Origin of the sequence: Frankia sp. AgB32 (assembly GCF_023243045.1) — a bacterium.
GTDB lineage: Bacteria > Actinomycetota > Actinomycetes > Frankiales > Frankiaceae > Frankia.
Genome location: NZ_JALKFX010000062.1, coordinates 1 through 19,710 on the forward strand (window position 1 = coordinate 1; position 19,710 = coordinate 19,710).

Consider the following 19,710-nt stretch of genomic DNA (forward strand, 5'->3'; position numbering starts at 1 on the left):
GGGGCGCGCGGGGGGGGGGGCGGCCGCGCCCGGGCGGGGCCGGGCGCCCCCCCCCCCCCCCCCCCCCTCCTGTCAGATGTGGCCGCCCGGTGGGTGTCCCGGGCCGCAGATCAGTGGTGCACCGGCCGGCGGTTGGTTACGGCCCGGTAGACCAGCAGGGCGACGATCGCGCCGATGATCGACCCGATGAGACCGGAGGGCTGGAACGCACCCTCGCTCAGGTCATGCCCGAACAGAACGTAGCCGAGGAATCCGCCGATGAACGAGCCGACAAGGCCCAGGCCGATCGTGGCGGGAATTCCCATGGGGTCGCGGCCGGGAACGAGAAGGCGGGCGACCGCCCCCGCGACAAGACCGAGAATAATGAAGCTGATGATGAACCAGAGCACGGTGACCTCCGCTGTCAGTGCCGGGGCCGGCGGCGGTGCCGGGGTGCGCCGCTTTCTTGTTCGCCGGGCTGATCGTGGAGAGATGTCCCCGATGCCGACCCAGCCAAACTACCTATTTCGCGAAATGGTTCCCACGGGCGAGGCGGTCAGGTAATTCTGTCCTTCCGGCCACCTGTGCGGCGGGGCGACCGGGCCGACCATCGACCGTCGTCGCGGCGAACGTCGATGGAATGGTCGAAACAGACGCTGACCCGCTCTGTGGTGAGCACGTCGGCGACGGGACCGGCAGCGAGTGACCGGCCGCCGCGCAGCAGCATCGCGTGCGTCGTCGTCACCGGAAGGTCTTCGAGATGGTGGGTCACGAGCACGCTCGCCAGCTCGTCGACCTCCTCGGCCAGGGTCTCGACGCTCGCGAGCAGCCGCTCCCGGGCAGCGACGTCCAGGCCGGTCGCCGGCTCGTCGAGCAGCAGCAGTCTGGGTCGGGGCACCAGCGCCCGGGCGATGAGCGCCCGGCCCCGCTCTCCCTGGGACAGCACGGGCCAGCGCGCGTTCCGCAGCGCGGCGATGCCGAGCAGGTCGAGCAGCTCCGCCACCCGCTCCCGCTGGCCGGCGGTGGGCTGCCAGCGCGGGACGAGCTCGACGGTGCCGGTTGCCCCGGTGAGGACGACCTCCTCGACCGTCAGGGCCGTGCGCAGCGGATGGCGCGGGTCGACGTGGCCGATCCAACCGCGCAGCTGCCGCACGTCCACCCGCCCGAGCCGTCGCCCGAGCACGTCCACACTGCCGTGGGTGGGATGGCGCACCGCCCCGCACAGGCCCAGCAGCGTGCTCTTGCCCGCTCCGTTCGCGCCGAGCAACGCCCAGTGCTCGCCGGGCCGGACAGTCAGCTCGATGTCGGCCAGCAGGTCCCGGCCGTCCCGCACCAGACCCACGCCGGCGCAGCGCAGCACGGGCACGGGCGGCTCGACCGGGCCCGTCGCGGCACCCCCGGCGCGCGGCAGTGGTGTCGCGTCGTGGTGCGGACGGGGCGCCGACACGCCGGCGGTCAGGTCCATGGTCCGCCGCCCGCCCGGCGGGTGGCCGCGACCTGGCCGTGGGCGTCCTCGCCGGCGCCGGCGAGGACGGGGGCCAGGCGGGACAGGCCCTCGGCGATGCGCGATGGCGAGTGGGTGGTGAACGACAGCCGCAACGTGGAGTGTTGCGGCGGGCCGGCGTGGAACACCGCGCCCGGAACATAGGCGACCTTCGCGGCGAGGGCCGCCGGCAGGAGCGCGGCGGCATCGAGGCCGTCGGGCAGTCGGGCCCACACGAACATGCCGCCCTGCGGACGGGTCCAGCGGCTGCCGGCAGGCAGCACCGTGGGCAGCGCCGCCAGCATCGCGTCGCGCCGTTGCCGATAGGCGGCGCACACCGCGGCGAGGTGGATGTCGAGGTGGCCGTCGGCGAGGTAGCGGGCGGCCGCGGCCTGGTCGACCGTCGAGGTGTGCAGGTCGGTGGCCTGTTTGGCGAGCACGCAGGCGCGTCGCAGCGCTGCCGGCGCGCGTAGCCACCCGAGCCGCAGTCCCGGCGCGACCGTCTTGGACAGGCTGCCGAGCAGGACCGTGCGGTCGGCAGCGCCCGGGTCGGCGGCGATCCAGGGCTGCGGGGTGCCCTCGAAGCGCAGGTCACCGTACGGGTCGTCCTCGACGATCCAGAGGCCGCGGCGGGCGGCGATGTCGGCGACCGCGTGGCGCCGCGCCGCCGTCATCGTCCGTCCCGTGGGGTTGTGGAAGGTGGGCACGAGGTAGAGCAGCCTGGGTCGGTGCCGGGTGAGCACCTCCTCGAGCCGATCGGGCAGGATGCCGTCGTCGTCGGTGGGCACGGCGACCACGCGGGCGCCGGCGAGGCCGAAGCACTGCAGGGCGGCGAGGTAGGTCGGTTCCTCGACGGCGACGACGTCGCCCGGTCGGAGCAGGGCGGCGGCGAGCAGCGTCAGCGCCTGCTGGGACCCGGTGGTGACGAGCAGGTCGTCCGCGTGGGTGGGCAGGCCGCGGTGGTCGAGGCCGGCGGCGAGCAGCGTTCGCAGGTCCGGGTCGCCTTCGGTGGTCGAGTACTGCAGGACCCGGCGCGGATCCTCGGCGAGGACCTGGTCGAAGGCGCGGCGCAGTCCAGGGACGTCGAACAGGTCGGCGGCCGGCAGGCCACCCGCGAACGAGATCACCGCGGGGTCGGCGGTCAGCGCGAGCAGGTCGCGCACGGGAGAGGTGCGCAGGGACCCGGCCCGGCCGGCGAGGTCGGGCGGGGCGGCGGTGGCGGTGGTCATGGGTGGAACGGGGCTCCTTGAACGGCACGTGGTGGGAAGTCACAGGGTGGAAGGCATGTGGTGGGAAGTCACAGGGTGGAAGGCACGTGGTGGAAGGCACGTGGTGGTGTAAGCGCGTGGTCCGAAGGCACGTGGTCGGTGGGCGCCGCGCCGGCCGCCTGCCCGCCACGGCGCGACGCGAGCCGGCCGAGGCGAGCGCCCACGGCCACGGGTGGCGCTGGCCGGTGCGGCTCGGCAGCATGGCCGGGGATGGCGCGCGGGCGGTGGGGCCCGACCGGGCCAGACTCCGACCGGGACGGGCCACCCGCACCATCGGCCGACGCGCGGCTCCGCCATGGCCGGGTTGCGGCGGGCAGGTCCGCGCCGGCTCCGCTCGCGGACGCTGTGACTCCCCGCCCGGAACCTGGCATCCCAACATCTGGACAGATGCTCTCAGATGCTGGACGAAGCCATGATAGCGGCTGTCCGGGCGCACGTCTGCCCCGATCGGGCGAGCCGTTGTTCGGCGAAGACCGTTACGGTGAAGTGCCGCGACAGGGTCGTCAGTCCAGGCGCCGTCATCGCCGCGGGGGCCGCGCGTCACCAGGGCCCGTCGTCGCGAAACGCGAGTGCGGCGGCGAGTACCGCAAGGCAGGGCGAGGTGAGCGGCGAATGGCCAGCGAGGCCCCGAGCGTGCAGGCCGATGGGCGCCGCGCTGGTCGTCGGCCGGCCACGAGCGCGGCGGAGCTCGAACATCTCGCCCTGCGGATGTTCACCGAGCAGGGTTTCGACGAGACCACGGTCGACGACATCGCCCGCGAGGCCGGGATCGGCCGACGCACCGTCTTCCGCTACTTCGCGTCCAAGAACGATCTTGCCTGGGGTAACTTCGACGCGCATCTGGAGGACATGCGGGCAGCGCTGGCGGACGCGCCGCCGGACGAACCCATGCTGGCCGTCCTGCGCCGGGCGATTCTCGACTTCAACACCTATCCCGCGGCCGAAGGCGCCTGGCTGCGTCGGCGCATGACCTTGATCCTCGGTACGCCCGCCCTGCAGGCGCACTCGACGCTGCGCTTCGAAAGCTGGCGGACGGTCGTGGCGGAGTTCGTCGCGCGTCGGGTCGGCCAACCCGTGGGGGCCCTGCTGCCGCAGGCGGTCGCGGCCGCCCATCTCGGTGTCGCGGTGACCGCGTACGAGCAGTGGCTGCGTTCCGGCGACACGGATCTGGTCGGGATCCTCGCCGAGGCGCTTGACCTGCTTGGGACTGGATTCGCGGCGTTGTGACGTCCGGTCCGTCGGTCGGTCGCCGGGACTCCCTTCGACATCGAATGCGGAGAGTAGTCAATTGTTGGTTCATGGCTCTGGCATGACGACCGGTGAGCTGGGAGGCTGTCCACCCAGCAACGCGAACTGGTGACTCTGAGGAGTTGCTGGCTGGTGGGAGGAACCACTCGATGGCAGGAACGAGCTCCACGAACGGCGCCGACCCGGGCGCTGTCGGCACGCGCTCCACCACCGGTGCCCTGATCAGCCCGACGTTCGTGTCGCCGGCTCCGTTCCCCGCCGTGGACGGGGCTCCGTGGCGACCGCCGGCGAAGCTCGGTGGTGACAGCGACCGGCGGACGCCCGGCTCCGGTGCCGTGGGCGACCCCCAGGTCGGCACGTCCCAGCCCGGCGCGACACCCGCCGGAACCGGATCGCCAGCCACCGGTGACGGCACCGGGACGCCGGCGCAGTCCGCGTCCGCGCCCGCGACGAGTGCCCGGTCCCGCGCCGCCACCGGCACCGGCTCCGGCTCCGGCTCCGCCGAGAAACGAGCGGGCAGAGCGAGATCCAGCGCCGCCACCGGCGCCGCTGTCGGCACGCCCACCGCGGCGAGGTCCGCAGCCAGGGCCGGCGTCGCGAAGCCCACCACCGGCAAGCCCGCCACACGCGGATCCGGCGGCGAGCGGGCCGGCGCGACAAAGGGCGGCACAGCCGGGAGCGGCATCGCGAAGGCCAGCACTGCCAGGGCCAGCACCGTCAAAGACAGCGTCCCCAGGACGCAGACGGCGAAGCCCACCGCCGAGAGGACCGCCACGGCGAAGTCCGGCACGGCCGTGGCGCCGCGGACCACCGGTACAAAAGCCACGGACTCGGCGGCGACGGTGGCCGCAACGGCGGATGGCGGCGCCGCGGCGGCGGCTCGCCGACGGTCCGGGACCACACCGGCGGGGGCGGCGAAGCCCGCTGGCCGGGCGGCACCCCGCCCGGCGGCGACGGGACGTCCCGGCACCACCCGCGGCACGGGGAGCCGACCGTCGTCCCCCCGCCCGGGCATCCTCGGGCGGGCGGCGGCCCGGTTGGTGTCCGAGCAGGCCAGCGTGCCGGCGCCACCCGCCGGCCGGCGGGCGGCCGCGGACATCCGGTCCGCCACCCTGCATCTGCCCTACCTCACCGCCCGTTTCGAAGTCGGTCCGCCGCCCGCGGCCAGGCTGGTCCGGGTCGGCCCGGTGCCGCTGCCGTTGCCGGCACCGGCGCGCACGGCCTACTACCTCGGCCTGGGCACGCTGGCCGTCGTCGGGCTGGTCGAGCGTCCGGTCGCGTGGGCGGTCGCCGCCGGCTCCTACGTCGCGGGCCGGGCCACGACGGGTCATCCGACGACCACCAACGGCTCCGGGTCGAGGAACACCGGGCGCGGCCCGCACCACCGACGCGCCGACGTGGGCGGGGGATCCGTGCGTTCCGCCGGGCGACCCGGGGGCCACGCGAGCGCCGCGGGACCCACCACAGACGTATCCGACCAGGCGGGGCGACCGGGTCTGTGGCGGCGGATCAGGCCGGCGGGCGCGGCCGGCGCGCGGCGCGGCGCGCCGGCTCGTCGCGGTGGCCACACCGCGGCCACCCGCACCGGATCGGGACATGACGGCGGCGCTCGGCGGCGCGGCGCGTCCCCCACCACCTCGCGTACCCGGGGATGACCATCGCCGCCGGTGGCGGCACACCGACCCGGACGGGGCCCGTGTGCCCCGCCCGCGGCGGGCGGGGCGCGTTCCGTTAGCGTGAGCTGCGTGCAGGGGCGAGACGAGCAGAGGCCGCGCCGGCGGAGCAGGTGGCGCCCCGCGAGCCTCGTCCCAGGGCGATGAACTATCTCCAGGGTGGCGTCCTCGGCCTGGTCCAGGGCCTCACCGAGTTTCTGCCGGTCTCCTCCAGCGCCCATCTGCGGCTCACCGCCGCGCTGGCAGGCTGGGACGATCCCGGCGCCGCGTTCACCGCGGTGTCGCAGATCGGCACGGAGGCGGCGGTGCTGATCTACTTCCGCCGTGACCTCGCCCGGATCGGGCGGGCCTGGGCGGCCTCGATCGCCCGCGGCGACCGGCGCGGGGATCCGGACGCCAGACTCGGCTGGCTGGTGCTGCTCGGCACCGTGCCGATCGGCGTGTGCGGCGTGACCATGCAGGACGCGATCGAGGGCCCGTTTCGGGACCTGCGGCTCATCGCCGCGACCCTGATCATCCTCGGGCTGGTCCTCGGCGGCGCCGACCGGCAGGCGGCGAAGGTTCGCCTCCGGGGCCGCCACGCGCGCGTGCGGCGGCAACGCACGCTTGACGATCTCACACTGCGCGACGGGTTGTTGTACGGCCTGGCGCAGTCGGCGGCGCTCATCCCGGGCGTGTCCCGATCAGGGGCGACGATCAGCGGTGGCCTGCTGCTCGGCTACACCCGGGAGGCGGCCGCCCGGTACTCGTTCCTGCTGGCGATGCCGGCGGTGCTCGCTTCCGGGCTGTTCGAGCTGCGCGGCCTGGCCAGGCCGCACGCGGACGCGGACACCGCCGCCGACGCGGCCGGGACGGTCGGCGGCGCGGCGCCCACGACCTGTCTGGTCGGCAGCGGCGACGCCGAAGTGGTCTGGGGGCCGACGGTGCTGGCCACCGTCGTGGCGTTCGGCACCGGCTACGCGGCCGTCGCCTGGTTCCTGCGCTACATCTCCACCCGCAGCTTCGCGCCGTTCGTCGCCTACCGGGTCGGCCTGGGCCTGCTGCTGCTCGGCCTGCTCGCCGGCGGCGTGCTCGATGCCGACGCCGCGGACCCGACCGGTACGGGACCCGTGGGCGACACGCCCTCGGAGGCGTCGACTACGGTGGGTTGACGGTCCATGCGGCGTACGGCTCCTCGCGTGGGTGGCATGGTCGCCGATGACCACCCGACGTGCGGGGACGCGGCGCCGGGGACGGGCTGGAGGACACGATGGATCGGCCAGGGGTCGCGGCGGCGCGACCGATCCCCGCGCGGCCCGAGGCCGCCGACACGGTGAGCGCCGAGGAGGTCTCCCCAGACCAGGACTCCGCCCTGGCAGCCACGGACGGTGATGCCGCCACGGGCGCGGGCCGGGTGGCCACCGGTCTGACCGCGCCGGAGGTCGCCGAGCGGATCGCCGCCGGCCAGGTGAACGACGTGCCGCTGCGGTCGAGCCGGTCGCTCGGCGAGATCATCCGCGCCAACGTCTTCACCCGGATCAACGCGATCATCGGCGTCCTGTTTGTGGTGGTGGTCTCCGTCGGCCCGCTGCAGGACGGCCTGTTCGGCGGCGTGATCATTGCGAACACGCTGGTCGGAGTGTCCCAGGAGCTACGTGCCAAACGCACGCTGGACCGGCTCGCGGTCGTCGGCGAGACCCGGCCGGTCGTGCGGCGCGACGGCGTCGCGGTCGGGCTCGCCGCGTCCGAGATCGTCCTCGGCGACATCCTCGAACTCGGCCCGGGTGACCGGATCCCCGTCGACGGCGACGTCGCCGAGGCCGAGCACCTCGAAGTCGACGAGTCGCTGCTCACCGGCGAGGCCGACCCGGTGCACAAGGGTCCCGGTGACCCGGTGATGTCGGGTAGCTTCGTCGTCGCCGGCACCGGCGCGTTCCGCGCGACCCGGGTCGGCCGGGAGGCCTACGCGGCCCAGCTCGCCGAGGAGGCCAGCAGGTTCACCCTGGTGCGGTCCGAGCTGCGGGCCGGGATCAGCACCATCCTCCGGGTCGTCACCTGGATGATCATCCCGACCGGGATCGCGCTCGTCATCAGCCAGATCGTGGTCAACAACCACGACCTGCCCGAGGCGATCCGCCGGATGGTCGCCGGCCTCGTGCCGATGGTGCCCGAGGGCCTGGTGCTGCTCACCTCGGTCGCGTTCGCCGTCGGCGTGGTGCGCCTGGGCCGCCGCCAGTGCCTCGTGCAGGAACTGCCGGCAATCGAGGGCCTCGCCCGCATCGACGTCGTCTGCCTCGACAAGACCGGCACCCTCACCGAACCCGGCATGGACGTCGCCGACCTGCGGATCGTCGGCGACGCACGCCTGGGCGCGCCGGCCGCCCCCGCCGCCCCTGCCGCCCCTGCCGATCCAGCCATCCCGACCAGGCCGGATGCCGACCTCGGCGGTGAGCCGGCGGCGCTGACCCGTGCGGTGCTCGGCGCCCTCGGCGCCACCGACGGCCGGCCGAACCCCAGCATGCAGGCGATCATCGAGGTGTGCCCGCCGCCCGCCGGCTGGTCGGCCAGCGCGCAGGCCCCGTTCTCCTCCGCCCGCAAGTGGAGCGGCGCGACCCTGACCGACCCGACCGGCGCCGCGAGCACCTGGCTGCTCGGTGCGCCGGACGTGCTGCTGCTCGCCGGCCACCCGGTGCTCGCCGCCGCGGACGCCGACGGCGAGCGCGGCCTGCGGGTCATGCTGCTCGGCCGGCTCGACGGCGAGCTGGCGGCGGCGCTCGCCGACCCGGCGACGGTGCCTGGATCCCTCACGCCGGTCGCGCTCGTCGTCCTCGCCCAGCGGTCGCGGGCCGACGCGCCCGACACCCTGCGGTACTTCGCCGAGCAGAACGTCGTCATCAAGGTGATCTCGGGGGACAACGCGCTCTCCGTCGGCGCGGTCGCCCGGTCCCTGGGCCTGCCCGGCGCCGACGAACCGGTCGACGCGCGCACCCTGCCGACCGAGCTCGCCGCCCTCGCCGACGTGCTGGAGACCCGCTCGATCTTCGGCCGCGTCACCCCGCAGCAGAAGCGGGAGATGGTCGCGGCGCTGCGCTCCCGCGGGCACACCGTCGCCATGACCGGTGACGGCGTCAACGACGTCCTCGCCCTCAAGGACGCCGACATCGGCGTCGCGATGGGCTCGGGCAGCCAGGCGGCCCGCGGTGTCGCCCAGATCGTGCTGCTCGACAACAGTTTCGCCGCGCTGCCGTCCGTCGTCGCCGAGGGCCGGCGCGTCATCGGCAACATCGAACGGGTCGCGAACCTGTTCCTCGCGAAGACGGTCTACTCGGTGCTGCTCGCCGTGCTGGTCGTCATCACCCGGGTGCCCTACCCGTTCCTGCCCCGGCATCTGACGTTGCTCGGCTCGCTGACGATCGGCATCCCGGCGTTCTTCCTCGCGCTCGCCCCGAACAGCGAACGGGCCCGCCCCGACTTCGTCGGCCGGGTGCTGCGCTTCGCGCTGCCCGCCGGGATCCTCGCCGGCGCCGCGACGATGGTCTCCTACCTGGTCGCCCGCTCGATCTACGACGACCTCGACGCGGAGACGTCGATGGCGACCCTGACACTGTTCCTCGTGGCGCTGTGGGCGCTGGCGATCGTCGCCCGCCCGTACACGTGGTGGCGGATCGCCCTCGTGCTGACCATGGCGGTCGCGTTCGTGCTGGTCCTGACGATCCCGTTCGCCCAGGAGTTCTTCCAGCTGTCCCTGGTCGGCACCAAGGGCCCGTGGACGGCGGTGGGGATCGCCGCGGTCGCCGCCGCGGTGCTGGAGATCGTCTGGCTGGTGACCCGGCGGCGCCGCGCGGCCGCGGAGGCCCACGAGGAACAGCTCGCCGCGCGGCGCGCCGCGTCGCCGCGCAGCCACGTGCGGACCCTGCCCGCGCCGGCCTCGGGCAGTGCGCACCCGGCCCGGCCCGTCTCCCCGCTGACCGGCGCCGCAGCGGCCACACCGGGAGATGCGGGCCCAGCGCGCGGTGCGGCCGACCCGGATGGCGTGGACGGGGTCGGCGGCGCGACCCCTCACAGCGTCTGATCGGCGGCCGGCCGCCCAGGGGTCACCCGGCGGGCGGTCCGTCGTCCGGGGCGTCGCGGGGTCGCGGTGGCCGTACCGTCACCGCGCCCGGGGGGTTGGCCGGTCCGCGGCCGGCCCGGACGCCGCTGGGCGCGCTCGCCCGGGTACCGCCGGCGCGCCTCGTCGCGGCGTCGTCGAGCCGGGCCAGGTAGGCGTTGTACGCGTCGAGTTCGGCGTCGACGTCGCCCGCGGCGGCGATGCGCCGCTCCCGTGTCCTGTTGCGGCGTTCGTCGGTGCGCGCCCACTGGGCGACCAGGACGAGCAGCACGGTGAAGGTCGGTAGCTCCCCGAACGACCAGGCGATGCCGCCGGCGGTGTGCTGGTCGCTGAGCGGGCTGACCCCCCACGGGCGGACCAGCCGGTCGTACCAGCCGGATCCCATCACGGCCGACGAACCCATGATCGTCAGGCCGAGGAAGGTGTGGAAGGGCACCACTGCCAGCAGCATGAGGATGCGGCTGGGATGGGACAGCCGCCGCGGCAGCGGGTCGATACCGATGATCAGTTCGAAGAACAGCAGGCCCACCGCGAGGAAGTGCACGTTCATGTACAGATGCCCGAGGTGGTTGCGCATCAGCGTCGTGAGCAGCGATGTCAGGTACAGCACGTACAGGCCGCCGACGAAGTTCACCGTGACCACCAGCGGGTGGGTCAGGAAGCGCACGGGCCACGAACGCAGCGCCGCCACCAGCCATTCCCGCGGTCCGGTGCGGTGCGGGGCCTTCGCCGGGCGCAGCGCCCGCAGCGCCAGCGTCACCGGCGCCCCGAGCACGAGTGGGATCGGCGCGAGCATGTTCAACAACATGTGCTGGGTCATGTGCACGCTGAGCAGCACCGGCCCGTAGAGCCCCAGCCCGCTGGACGTCGCGACCACGGTCACGAACAGCCCCACGAACCACGCCACGGTGCGCCCGAGCGGCCAGCGGTCACCCCGCGCGGCGAGGCGGCGCAGGCCCGCCAGGTACAGCCCGGCGGCGAGCACCGATCCGGCGAGGAACACCCAGTCGATCCGCCAGTCGGTGGCCAGCCGGACCGCCGTCACCGGCGGCGGCATCGGGTAGCCGAGCAGCGCCCGGGTCGGATCGTCGGGCACGGCCGCGTCGTTCACCGGCGGCGCTGTGCGCGACAGGCCGACAGCCAGGCCCAGCGTCGCCGTCAGCACCATGAGTTCCACTCCGGCCAGCCGCACGAAGCGGCCCAGCGTCCCCGTCGGGCCGGTGTCGCCCGGCGCGGTCTGCGTCGTCGTGCCGGCGCCCGACGTGGCGGTCTCTGTCGTGCCGTCCTTCGACGTGCTGCTCCGCGTCGTGCCGGCGTTCGTCGTGCCGGCGGCTGCTGTGTGGGCGGCTGCTGTGTGGGCGGCCAGTCGGTCGACGACCCGGCGACGCAGCAGCCCACCGAGCGCGACGGCCACGACCAGCCCGAGCACCTTGAGCAGGACGAGCAACCCGTAGCGGCTCTGCCACAGCGCAGCCACGCTGCCGAGCCGCAGCGCCGCCCCCCCGATGCCACTGGCCGCGGTCAGCGCGGCGGCACCGGCCGCGAACCTGCTGTGCCGGCGCAGTGCCGGCCCGAACGAGGTCGCTGGCAGCCGCACGGCCGACAGCAGGCCGAGCAGCCCTCCGATCCAGGCCGAGGCGGCGAGGACGTGGACGGCGAGGGCCACCACGGCGACCGCGTGGTCGCCGGAGGTGGCCGCGTGCCCGGCGAGCACCGGCGGCAGCAGCCCCGCCGCGGCGACGGTCAGCGACGCGCCGGCCGCGGTCGTCGTCGTCACCGTTCGCCCGACGATCGCCACGACGGCGGCGATCGCGGCGACGACGAGCAGGGCCCGACCCTGCGCGGTCGCCGCGACGAACGAGCGCAGCGCGGCCAGGTCCAGCACGTCGCCGATCGGCCGCGCGGAGATCTCCGAGAGGCTGAACACCAGCTCGGCCAGCGTGGCGAGCAGCCAGACCACCGCCGCGTTGGCGGCGTGGCGCCCGCACCGGCGCGCGGTGAACGTCAACAGCCGGCCGCCCGATCTGCTCGGCCGGGGATCCGCGACCGGCCCGTCCACCGCGGTCGCGGCGGCCTCGGCCGGCGCCGCGGCGGCGGGGCGGGTGGCGCGCCGCGCCGGGAGCAGGAGGGCCGCGGTGAGCAGCCACCCGAGGGTCGCCACCGACGAGATCCGCCCGGCCAGGCGGGCGCAGGGCAGCGCCCAGTACGTGACGGTGCCGGATGACGGCAGCCCGGGCAGCCGCAGCGGGCCGGGCCCGAAGCCGACGACGAGGGCGAGCACCGCGAACCCGGCCGCGACCGCGACCGGCAGCGCGCGCCGTGCCGCGCCGGAACCCGGCGGGCCGCTGCCGCGGCCCTCGGCCGCTGCCGTGACCGGTGGCGCCGGCACAGGCTGGGTGCTACCCGCCGAGGCGGAAGTGTCCATGGTCAGCGCGCTCCGGAACGACGTCGCCGCACGACGGCGAGAACCGCGCCGACGGCCAGCAGGGCAACGATCACGACTACCGTGACCGTCACCCAGTGTCCACCCCCGTCGTTGTCGGTGTCCTCGGCGGCGGGGCTGGCGGTGGGGGAACTGGCGAGGACGGCCGCGCCGGTGGGGGAGGGGGACGCCGACGCGGTGGTGGCGGCGACCGACGGGCTGGCGGTGGGTGAGGACCGCGTGACGGTGAAGGTGAAGGTGCCGCCGACGGGATGACCGTCCTGCGAGACGACCTGGTAGGAGACGGTGTAGGCGCCCGCGGCGGACGCGGCGAGCGGCTGGCGCACCGTCGCGCCGTCGACTGACACCGCGCCGCGGGTCACGCTGATGGCACCAGGACCGGTCACCGCCACCCGGCTGTACCGCGCGGACACCGACTCGTTGAAGGTCAGCACGATCTCGGCGGGCGGGGCGTCCAGGGTGGCGCCCGCGGTGGGCGAGGTCGTTTCGAGGCGGGAGTGGGCCGCCGCCGGCGTGGCGAGCGTCAGCAGGAGGCCGGGAAGCAGCACGGCGACGGCGCCGATCGTCGCGACGAGAGATCCCGCCCGACCGCGTCGGCGTCCGGCGGTTGACACCTGCACCTGTCGTCGCACCCCGCGAATTCTACGCGCCGTAGAACGAGGGTCGCTGGCACCGCTGGGCTGGACCCGCGTGCCAGCGGTGGCGCAGAGGTGACCCGTTGTCGCGAGACGGGCCGCGGTCGGCGTCGACCACGGCGCGGTGCTCGTGGCGGGACGGCCCTACCGGCTGCGTGGGCCGGTGCGCAGGCGGACGGTGAGGAGGGTGAGGTCGTCCTTGTCGACCGCGCCGAGGGCGCGTTGCGTGGCGAGATGGTCGCGCAGGTCGTCGCGCGGGCTGCGGATGACCCGGTGTAACCCGCCGATGTCGTGGATGGCCAGGGTGAAAAGCCAGCGGGCGACGGCGTCGGTGGCGAGCAGCAGGGTGTCACCCGCGGCCACCGGGCCCGAGGCCCGTTCCACCGCGGTGGAGTTCAGGCTGGTGGCGAGCAGGTCGGGATGGCCCGGCACCAGACGCGGGGTGTCGGTGAACTCCTCCGGGGCGCCCAGCGGGAAGGCCGTCAGCACACCGCCGGCGCTGACCTGCAGCAGGCAGGAGTCACCGATGGCGATGGCCTTCCAGCCTGCGTGACCCTGGTCGTCGAACCCGATCTGCAGCCCGAGGAACGTCGCATAGGCGCCGGTCACCGCGCCCGGTCCCTCGTCGAGCCAGCTGGGCCCGACCGCCTGGGGAAGGCTGGCCGCGTGGTGCCTGGCCACGCCGAGGAACCATTCCCGCAGGTCGGCGTCGCTGGCCTGGCCGTGGGGCGGCTGGCGGACGTAGGCGCGGACCAGCGCCTGCGCCCACAGGTGCACGTCGCGTCCGGCCGAGGCGCCGTCGGCGACGGCGAACCGACCGGCGCGTTCGCTCGCGGCCGCGCCGTCCTCGATCGGGTCGATCTCGTTCTTCGGCAGCCGCAGGATTCGCGCACTGCACCGCAGCGGCGCCTGCGGTCGGGCGAGGTCCCGCCGGCCGGCGCTCACCGGAGGTCGTCGGTCAGGCTGGTGCCGACCCGCAGCGCCAGCACGAGGTCGTCGGGTGCCGCGTTGGCCACGAAACCGCGGGACCCGACAGAAAGACTCGCGTTGGTGCTGGACTCGGCACGTTTGCGCATCTCCTCCGGGATCTCGCTGGAGGTGTCGAACAGCAGGCGGACGAACGCGTCGCCCGCGGGGAGCTGCGCGGGGCTGTCCGGGAAACGCACCGAGGCCGACAGGCCGTCGGACAGGCTCACGTTGAACAGCAGCAGGTCCCCGTCCCGGGTGTGCAGCGAGCGCAGCCGGTCGGCCCAGGTGCGCACCTCGTCGCCGTCGCCGTCGGTGGCCATCCCGTCGGTGATGTTGATGACGATCGGCGGGTGGGACCGCTGGTGTCCCGAGGCCCAGCCGCTGGCCAGCCGACCGGCCTGGTTGAGGGCCTGGCACATCGGCGTGTGACCGGACGCGAAGGGTTCCACCCAGACGGGCTTGGACCGTCCGTCCCGTTCCTCGTGCCGCAGCACCGAGGAGAACAGCTCCGGGATCGACACCAGCCACTGGCCGGTCAGCGGACCGCCCAGCAGCGAGCGCACCTCCTGTCCGCAGTAGCCGAGCACGGCCAGGTCGTAGTAGGCCCGCGGAGTCGGCTCGGTGTGCACCTTCCGGCACCGTCTCATGATCATCGCGATGGTGTCGTTGACGATGTCCGCCAGCAGCTCGGCCCGCGACACGTTGGCGCGGCCGCCTACCGGCAGGTTCATCGAGTCGGACTGATCCAACAGGAAGATCACGCAACCCGGGGTGGTGCGGTCGATCGACTGGGAGTAGGGCACGGACCGGCTCCTCGCGGTGGGACAGAGGGTCGTCGATGGACGGGGGTCGTTGAAAGACAGGGGACGGGGGTCGTCGAGGACGGGGGCGACGGCTCGGGACGGGGCGCGGCGGGTCAGGTTCGGTCCGGGGGCCGGGCGGGTGAGGGAGGGTCCGCCAGCGCAGCGGGGGCCGGGACGGGCGCGGTCGGATCGACCAGGAGGTCCGGCCAGGGATCGCCGGGCTCGATCGTCCACTCGTGGTCGCAGTGGTCGCAGTAGAAGTCCGCGATGATCGCGTGTTCGGTGCCGCAGTGCGGGCAGATCGGGTCGTCCAACAGCCGCCAGCCATGGTCCACCGGGCCCGACGGCCGGGGCGGCCCACCGCCCCGCGGCCCGGCCCGCTTGCCACTTCCCTCGACGGCGGTGCGGCCGACCTGGGTCCGCTCCTCGTCCCCGCCGGCGGAGTTGCCGCCGGGGTGGCAGCCCGGCTCGTCGGCCGAGCGGTCGGATCGTGCGGTCGCCGCCCCCTGACCGGCGCAGGGGTCCGGTCGGGCGGTCGGCCGCGGCTGACCGGACCCGGCGTCCATCCGCGCGGTCCGCAGGACGAGGCGGGCCAGCGGCATCAGGGCGACTCCCAGGGCGTACAGGGCCACCCAGCCGAGCGCGTGGTGCGTCCGGGACGGCGCCGAGTGCCCGCCGGTCGCCAGCCCGGTCACCGTGACGACCAGACCGACCCCGACGGCGGCGGCGGGTGCCCCGTGTGCGCGTGCGTGCCCGGCAAGGGCCGGCCAGCGCCGGGAGCGGAGCGGGGCGGGGCTCACGAGACCAGCGCCCGCAGCAGTCCGGCGCGGTACACGATGACGAGGACGGCACCGAAGACGGCGAGGAACACGGCGACGTAGGCGAGCACGCGCGCCGGGCCCGACAGCGCCGCGCCAGCACCCTCGTCCGCGTCGCTGTACCCGGTCAGGCCGGCACCGACGGCTGCCTCGTCGGGCCAGGCGGTGTTGGGATCCGGCGTTGCCGCCTCAGGCTCGTCCCACCAGCGGCTGACGTCGTCGTGCCCGGTCAGGCCGGCGCCGACGGCTGCCTCGTCGGGCCAGGACCAGGCGGTGTCGGGATCCGGCGGGGCCGCCTCCTCGGGCTCGTCCCACCAGCGGCTGACGTCGTCGTGCCCGGCGGGACGGCGCAACGACGCCGACCGCAGGAGCCCCTCCGACCGGGCCCGGCGATACCCCTCCAGCAGGCCGGCCAGGTCCCAGCCGGGGTCGGCCGGGCCGTGGCAGAGCTCCCGCAGCAGCGGCACGAGCCGACGGACGTCCTGGTCGGGACTGCTGTTCAGCCGGTCCCACAGCGGGGTCTGGTCCGGATGCGCGAGATCGTCGTCGGTGAACACCAGGTTCTCGCCGTTGTGGTACAGCCCCCAGAGGTCCGGCTCGACGGCCAGCGCGCGCAGGGAAAGGTAGATGACCAGGGCCGAGAACGTGTCGACGGTACGGCCCCAGTCGCCGCGCCGCCGCCGGGGATGCTGGTAGTGCCGATGGCCGGTCTCGTCCGGCGGCAGGTGGGCGACGGCCGGCAGCCAGACGCCGTCCAGGTCGACCGCCTTCAACCGCCCGCTCGCGGTGACGAAGATGTTGTTCTGCTGCAGGTCGCCATGCGCCACGTCGGCCGCCCCGAGCGCGGCGACGAAACCGGCCCAGTCCTGCGCCAGGCGGTGCAGCCCGGCCGGGCGCCTGCCGAGGACGTGTTCCACCTGGCCGGCCAGCGACCGGCCCTCCACCCGCTCCATGACGATCACCGGCCACCAGGTGCCGTCGATCTCGAGGCCCTGGTCGATCCACTCCGCCTCGGCGAGCGCGGCGGCCAGGGGCGGATGGGCGGCTCGCTGGGCGGCGAGCTTCTCGTAGCGACGGGTCGCACCGGCGCCCAGGTCACGGGTCGGGCAGCGCAGCGCCACGCCCTGCGGCCCGCGCCGGCCGAAGAAGACGACCGCCGACGCGCCGAGCGCGTGCAGCAGCGGCCCGGACCCGTCGCCGCCGGCCCGCTCCGGCCCGGTGGGGCCCTCCCGGTCGAAGGTGACGCCGGTCAGGCGCGGATGCCAGTACGAGCCGCGCCTGACCGCCGCCTCGAACCGCCCGTCATCCGGCCAGATACGCACACCACTCACCAATGTCTGCGGCGGACGCGGACGGCGGCGAAGCCCGAATGCGCGACGACGCCGGGGTGAACGCGCCCGCCGACCCCGGAGAAAACGTCGCCTGAAATCCCGGCCTCGTGGCGGCCGGAGCTGCCCGTATACACATATTCACCCGGGCCGGGACGGCGCTGCCAGGCCAGCACGGGAAAGACCAACGCTATTGCTGGCCGACTATAGCTGAGCGCCGGCGGGAGCGTCCACCGGTCGAACGGAGATGAACCTCGGCGGCGGCCGCCAGGGTCATCCGAACGGCGCACCCGTGACCGCTGTTCGTCGGCTCGCAGTCAGCCGCTCGAGTGGCCGGCACGGGCGTCCGTCCGGGCTGTGATGCCGTTCAACAGGAAAGATATGGTGCCGCGAGGACGAGCTGCCGCCCGAGGAGATGGGTGTGGTTATGATGATGCCGCCGATGGCAGAATCGACTCGCAGGGAGATCAGAATCAATGGCTCGGGTTGTCTCCACTGACACGGCACGCGACGCGATCGGGCGTATGCAGCAGATCATCAACTCCGGGCTCAGTCAGGAGATCCAGAACCTGGAACACGAAGGTCAGCTGCTGAGTGACCCGAATAACTGGGACGGCGGCCTGGCCGTCCAGTTCCGCGCCGATATCTGGCCGCAGACCAAGACGGCGCTGGACAACGCGGTCACCCAGCTCGGCGCGCTGCAGCAGAAGGTCAGCCAGATCAACACGGACATCATGAATGCGGGCGGCAGCTGAGCGACGTGCCGACGGCCGCCCGCCGCGGCGCCAGGCAACGCGCTGGCGCCGGTGGCACCTTGCGCGGCAGGCGTTTCTGGGCGGTGTGGCCGCCGAAGGCCGCCGGCGGCGGGGTGCTGTTCCTAGCCGTGGACCGGGAGGCTGCCCGTCGCGGCGAAGGCGGGCGGCTGCGGCACGGCGAACGGCCCGGGCTCGGGCCCGTAGTCCTCGTCGGAACCGAACACCGCGTCCTCGACGCGATGGAAGATGCTCCGGTGCCGCTTTTTCTCGGTGACGTGGTCGGCGTATCGGACTTTCGCCTCCTCCGCCATCGCCTGGCTCCACAGGGCGGCCAGGGTGCGGGCGTCATCCCGCATCGCGGTACTGAGATGTGTGTCGCTGCCCTGTTCGGCGGTCACACTGCCGCGGAACTCCGTGGCGTAACGGCCCTGCCAGTGGCGCAGGGCTGTGGCCGCGGCGGTGTCCCGCTTTCCGCGGAAGGTGTCGACACCGTCGGCCAGGCCCCACAGCCGTCTGGCCAGCTCAAGGGCGCCGTCGAAGTCGAAGACCACATGCTGGCCGCCGTGGACACCCATCCTGAGCCTCCCCCCGGGAATCAGCGGACCGTTCGGGACATTGTAGGGCCCCGGCAATGTGATGAGCCCGGACGGCCGCGGAAACTTTGTTCGGAACCACGGGGTCCTCGCCCAGCGGACCGGGACCCGGCCCGGCGAAGGCCGGGAAGAAAGGAAGACCATCGTGGCCACCAGCTCCGCGGACCCGGAGGACCTGGGCACATACGTCACGGATGCCACCGCGGCCCGCACGACGCTGGCGGCGGCGGCGGCTGGTGTGCGGGGTTACTACGATGATGTGGTTTCCCGGTTCGGGGCGCAGTACAGTCTTTCGCATCCGGATCTGTGGGCGAAACTAAGTTCACACCTGAGCGACGCCGAACAGCGGGACCGTTTCGTCGGCACGGTGAGGGACGCGTTCGTCGCCGCCGACCGGGGTTCGGTGGGCACGGCCGCCGGCACGGTCACGGTCGACGACAGCCGGATCGCCGCCGGGCTGGCGGCGGCCGGCATCGGTGCGCTGGCGACGACCTCGCTGACCGTCGACGCCCCGGAGCTGCTCGCCCGCGCGCCGGACAGCGGTTTCGCGGCCGACCCGGTGTGTACCGCGAACGGCAACCTGGTCGAGCAGGAACTCGACCTGCCGTTGCCCGGTCGGGTGGCGCCGGCCGGCTGGCGGCGGACCTACAACTCCCGCGCGCACGATCGGCTCGGCGCGCACGGGCGCGGCTGGTCCAGCTGGGCCGACACCGCGCTGGACATCGGTGACGGGCAGGTCGAGTGGCGCGCCCCGGACGGCGCGCGCTCCCTGGTGGCGCGCCCGGGCGTGGACCAGCCGACCCCCATGCCGCTGCTGGGCGCCGTGCTGCACGCTGACGGCGCGGGCTTTCGGTTCACCCGCGGCCCGGGGGAGACCTGGTGGTACGACGAGGCCGGCCAGCCGGTGCGGGTACGCGTTGACCGGACGGAACTACGGCTGGCCTGGTCGGGCGGCCTGCTCACGCGGCTGTCGCATCCCCGTTCGGGCCGGTACGTCGAGCTGGTGTGGGACGACGAGCGTCCCCTGGTCACGGCGGTGCGGGCCAGTGACGGCCGGGAGGTGCGCTACGTCTACGACACCTACGCCAACCTGGTCGCCGTTGACGACGGCCCGCAGGGCGCCCGTCGCTTCCGTTACGCCGCTGCGGCCCCTGGCCTGCTCACCGAGCTCGTCGACGCGGATGGTGTGACGCTGGCCCGCACCACCTTCGACGAGGCCGGCCGGGTCCTGACCCAGCTCAGTCCCGAGGGTCGTCTCGTCCAGTTCGCTTACCGCGAGGGTCATCGCACGCTGGTGACCGATGAGGCGGGCGGTGCCATCAACGAGTTCCGCCATGATTCGGCTGGCCGGCTGGTCTGTGTGGTGGATGACGCGGACCGTGCGTTCTACCGGGTGTTCGACGAGTCGGGCCGGCTGCGTGGCATCGAGGAACGCTCCGGTGCGCGTTGGACGATGGACTACGACGACGAGGGAAACCTCGTCCACCGCGCCGGCCCGTGCGACATCACCGAGCGCTGGTCGTGGGACCAGCTCAGTCGCCTGACCAGTTAGAGCGCCGGGATAAACCGGCATGGAGAAGGAGATGGAAGAGCTCTACATCGAAGGGCTAGCGACCCACGGTGGCCCT

At 74.0% G+C, this 19,710-nt stretch carries 16 protein-coding genes; 6 read left to right on the top strand and 10 right to left on the bottom strand.

The genetic code is table 11. The features are described from left to right. Positions 1–110 precede the first annotated feature (110 nt). The 3 genes from MXD60_RS17840 to MXD60_RS17850 all read right to left on the bottom strand — a co-directional run bounded on the left by MXD60_RS17840 (position 111) and on the right by MXD60_RS17850 (position 2,691). Complete coding sequence (locus MXD60_RS17840) at positions 111–389, bottom strand: GlsB/YeaQ/YmgE family stress response membrane protein (protein ID WP_248820447.1); 279 nt, start codon at positions 387–389, stop codon at positions 111–113. Positions 390–535: 146 nt separating this feature from the next. Next, the gene (locus tag MXD60_RS17845) at positions 536–1,444 is read right to left on the bottom strand and encodes an ABC transporter ATP-binding protein (protein WP_248820448.1); all 909 of its coding nucleotides are present in this window, start codon (positions 1,442–1,444) and stop codon (positions 536–538) included. Then, a complete protein-coding gene (locus MXD60_RS17850) occupies positions 1,435–2,691 on the bottom strand; it encodes an aminotransferase-like domain-containing protein (RefSeq protein WP_248820449.1) in 1,257 nt (418 codons plus the stop codon). Before MXD60_RS17850 ends, MXD60_RS17845 begins: the two co-directional genes overlap by 10 nt. 651 nt (positions 2,692–3,342) lie before the next feature. Between MXD60_RS17850 and mftR the strand changes: the two genes are divergently transcribed. From mftR to MXD60_RS17870, 4 genes are all read left to right on the top strand, one after another. Beyond that, positions 3,343–3,957 (top strand): mycofactocin system transcriptional regulator MftR, encoded by a 615-nt coding sequence (gene mftR, locus MXD60_RS17855; protein WP_248820450.1) that lies wholly within the window; start codon positions 3,343–3,345, stop codon positions 3,955–3,957. Positions 3,958–4,127: 170 nt separating this feature from the next. Next, entirely contained in the window at positions 4,128–5,633 is a 1,506-nt protein-coding gene (locus tag MXD60_RS17860; RefSeq protein ID WP_248820451.1) for a hypothetical protein, read from the top strand. Positions 5,634–5,794: 161 nt separating this feature from the next. Then, the gene (locus MXD60_RS17865) at positions 5,795–6,802 is read left to right on the top strand and encodes an undecaprenyl-diphosphate phosphatase (protein WP_248820452.1); all 1,008 of its coding nucleotides are present in this window, start codon (positions 5,795–5,797) and stop codon (positions 6,800–6,802) included. Positions 6,803–6,900: 98 nt separating this feature from the next. Then, on the top strand, positions 6,901–9,702 hold the full coding sequence (locus MXD60_RS17870; RefSeq protein ID WP_248820453.1) for an HAD-IC family P-type ATPase: 2,802 nt from the start codon (positions 6,901–6,903) through the stop codon (positions 9,700–9,702). 22 nt (positions 9,703–9,724) lie between these two features. Here MXD60_RS17870 and MXD60_RS17875 read toward each other — a convergent pair whose 3' ends face one another. From MXD60_RS17875 to MXD60_RS17900, 6 genes are all read right to left on the bottom strand, one after another. After that, a complete protein-coding gene (locus tag MXD60_RS17875; protein WP_248820454.1) occupies positions 9,725–12,163 on the bottom strand; it encodes a bifunctional copper resistance protein CopD/cytochrome c oxidase assembly protein in 2,439 nt (812 codons plus the stop codon). Between the two features lie 2 nt (positions 12,164–12,165). After that, positions 12,166–12,795 carry a copper resistance CopC family protein gene (locus MXD60_RS17880; protein ID WP_248820455.1) on the bottom strand — a complete coding sequence of 210 codons (630 nt, stop codon included), beginning with the start codon at positions 12,793–12,795 and terminating at the stop codon, positions 12,166–12,168. A 165-nt stretch (positions 12,796–12,960) separates the two neighbouring features. Then, positions 12,961–13,761: a hypothetical protein gene (locus tag MXD60_RS17885; RefSeq protein WP_248820456.1), complete on the bottom strand. Its 801-nt coding sequence runs from the start codon at positions 13,759–13,761 to the stop codon at positions 12,961–12,963. Beyond that, positions 13,758–14,588: a vWA domain-containing protein gene (locus tag MXD60_RS17890; protein WP_248820457.1), complete on the bottom strand. Its 831-nt coding sequence runs from the start codon at positions 14,586–14,588 to the stop codon at positions 13,758–13,760. Before MXD60_RS17890 ends, MXD60_RS17885 begins: the two co-directional genes overlap by 4 nt. A gap of 113 nt (positions 14,589–14,701) precedes the next feature. Further along, positions 14,702–15,388 (bottom strand): hypothetical protein, encoded by a 687-nt coding sequence (locus MXD60_RS17895; RefSeq protein ID WP_248820458.1) that lies wholly within the window; start codon positions 15,386–15,388, stop codon positions 14,702–14,704. After that, positions 15,385–16,728 carry a protein kinase family protein gene (locus MXD60_RS17900; RefSeq protein WP_248820459.1) on the bottom strand — a complete coding sequence of 448 codons (1,344 nt, stop codon included), beginning with the start codon at positions 16,726–16,728 and terminating at the stop codon, positions 15,385–15,387. Before MXD60_RS17900 ends, MXD60_RS17895 begins: the two co-directional genes overlap by 4 nt. Positions 16,729–17,258: 530 nt before the next feature. Between MXD60_RS17900 and MXD60_RS17905 the strand changes: the two genes are divergently transcribed. Next, positions 17,259–17,489, top strand: coding sequence for a hypothetical protein (locus MXD60_RS17905; RefSeq protein ID WP_248820460.1), 231 nt, complete (start codon positions 17,259–17,261; stop codon positions 17,487–17,489). A gap of 122 nt (positions 17,490–17,611) precedes the next feature. On the opposite strand, the gene MXD60_RS17910 is transcribed toward MXD60_RS17905, so the two are convergent. Further along, entirely contained in the window at positions 17,612–18,064 is a 453-nt protein-coding gene (locus tag MXD60_RS17910) for a hypothetical protein (protein ID WP_248820461.1), read from the bottom strand. Between the two features lie 163 nt (positions 18,065–18,227). On the opposite strand from MXD60_RS17910, the gene MXD60_RS17915 reads away from it, so the two are divergent. Next, on the top strand, positions 18,228–19,634 hold the full coding sequence (locus MXD60_RS17915; RefSeq protein WP_248820462.1) for a DUF6531 domain-containing protein: 1,407 nt from the start codon (positions 18,228–18,230) through the stop codon (positions 19,632–19,634). The last annotated feature ends 76 nt before the right edge of the window (positions 19,635–19,710 follow it).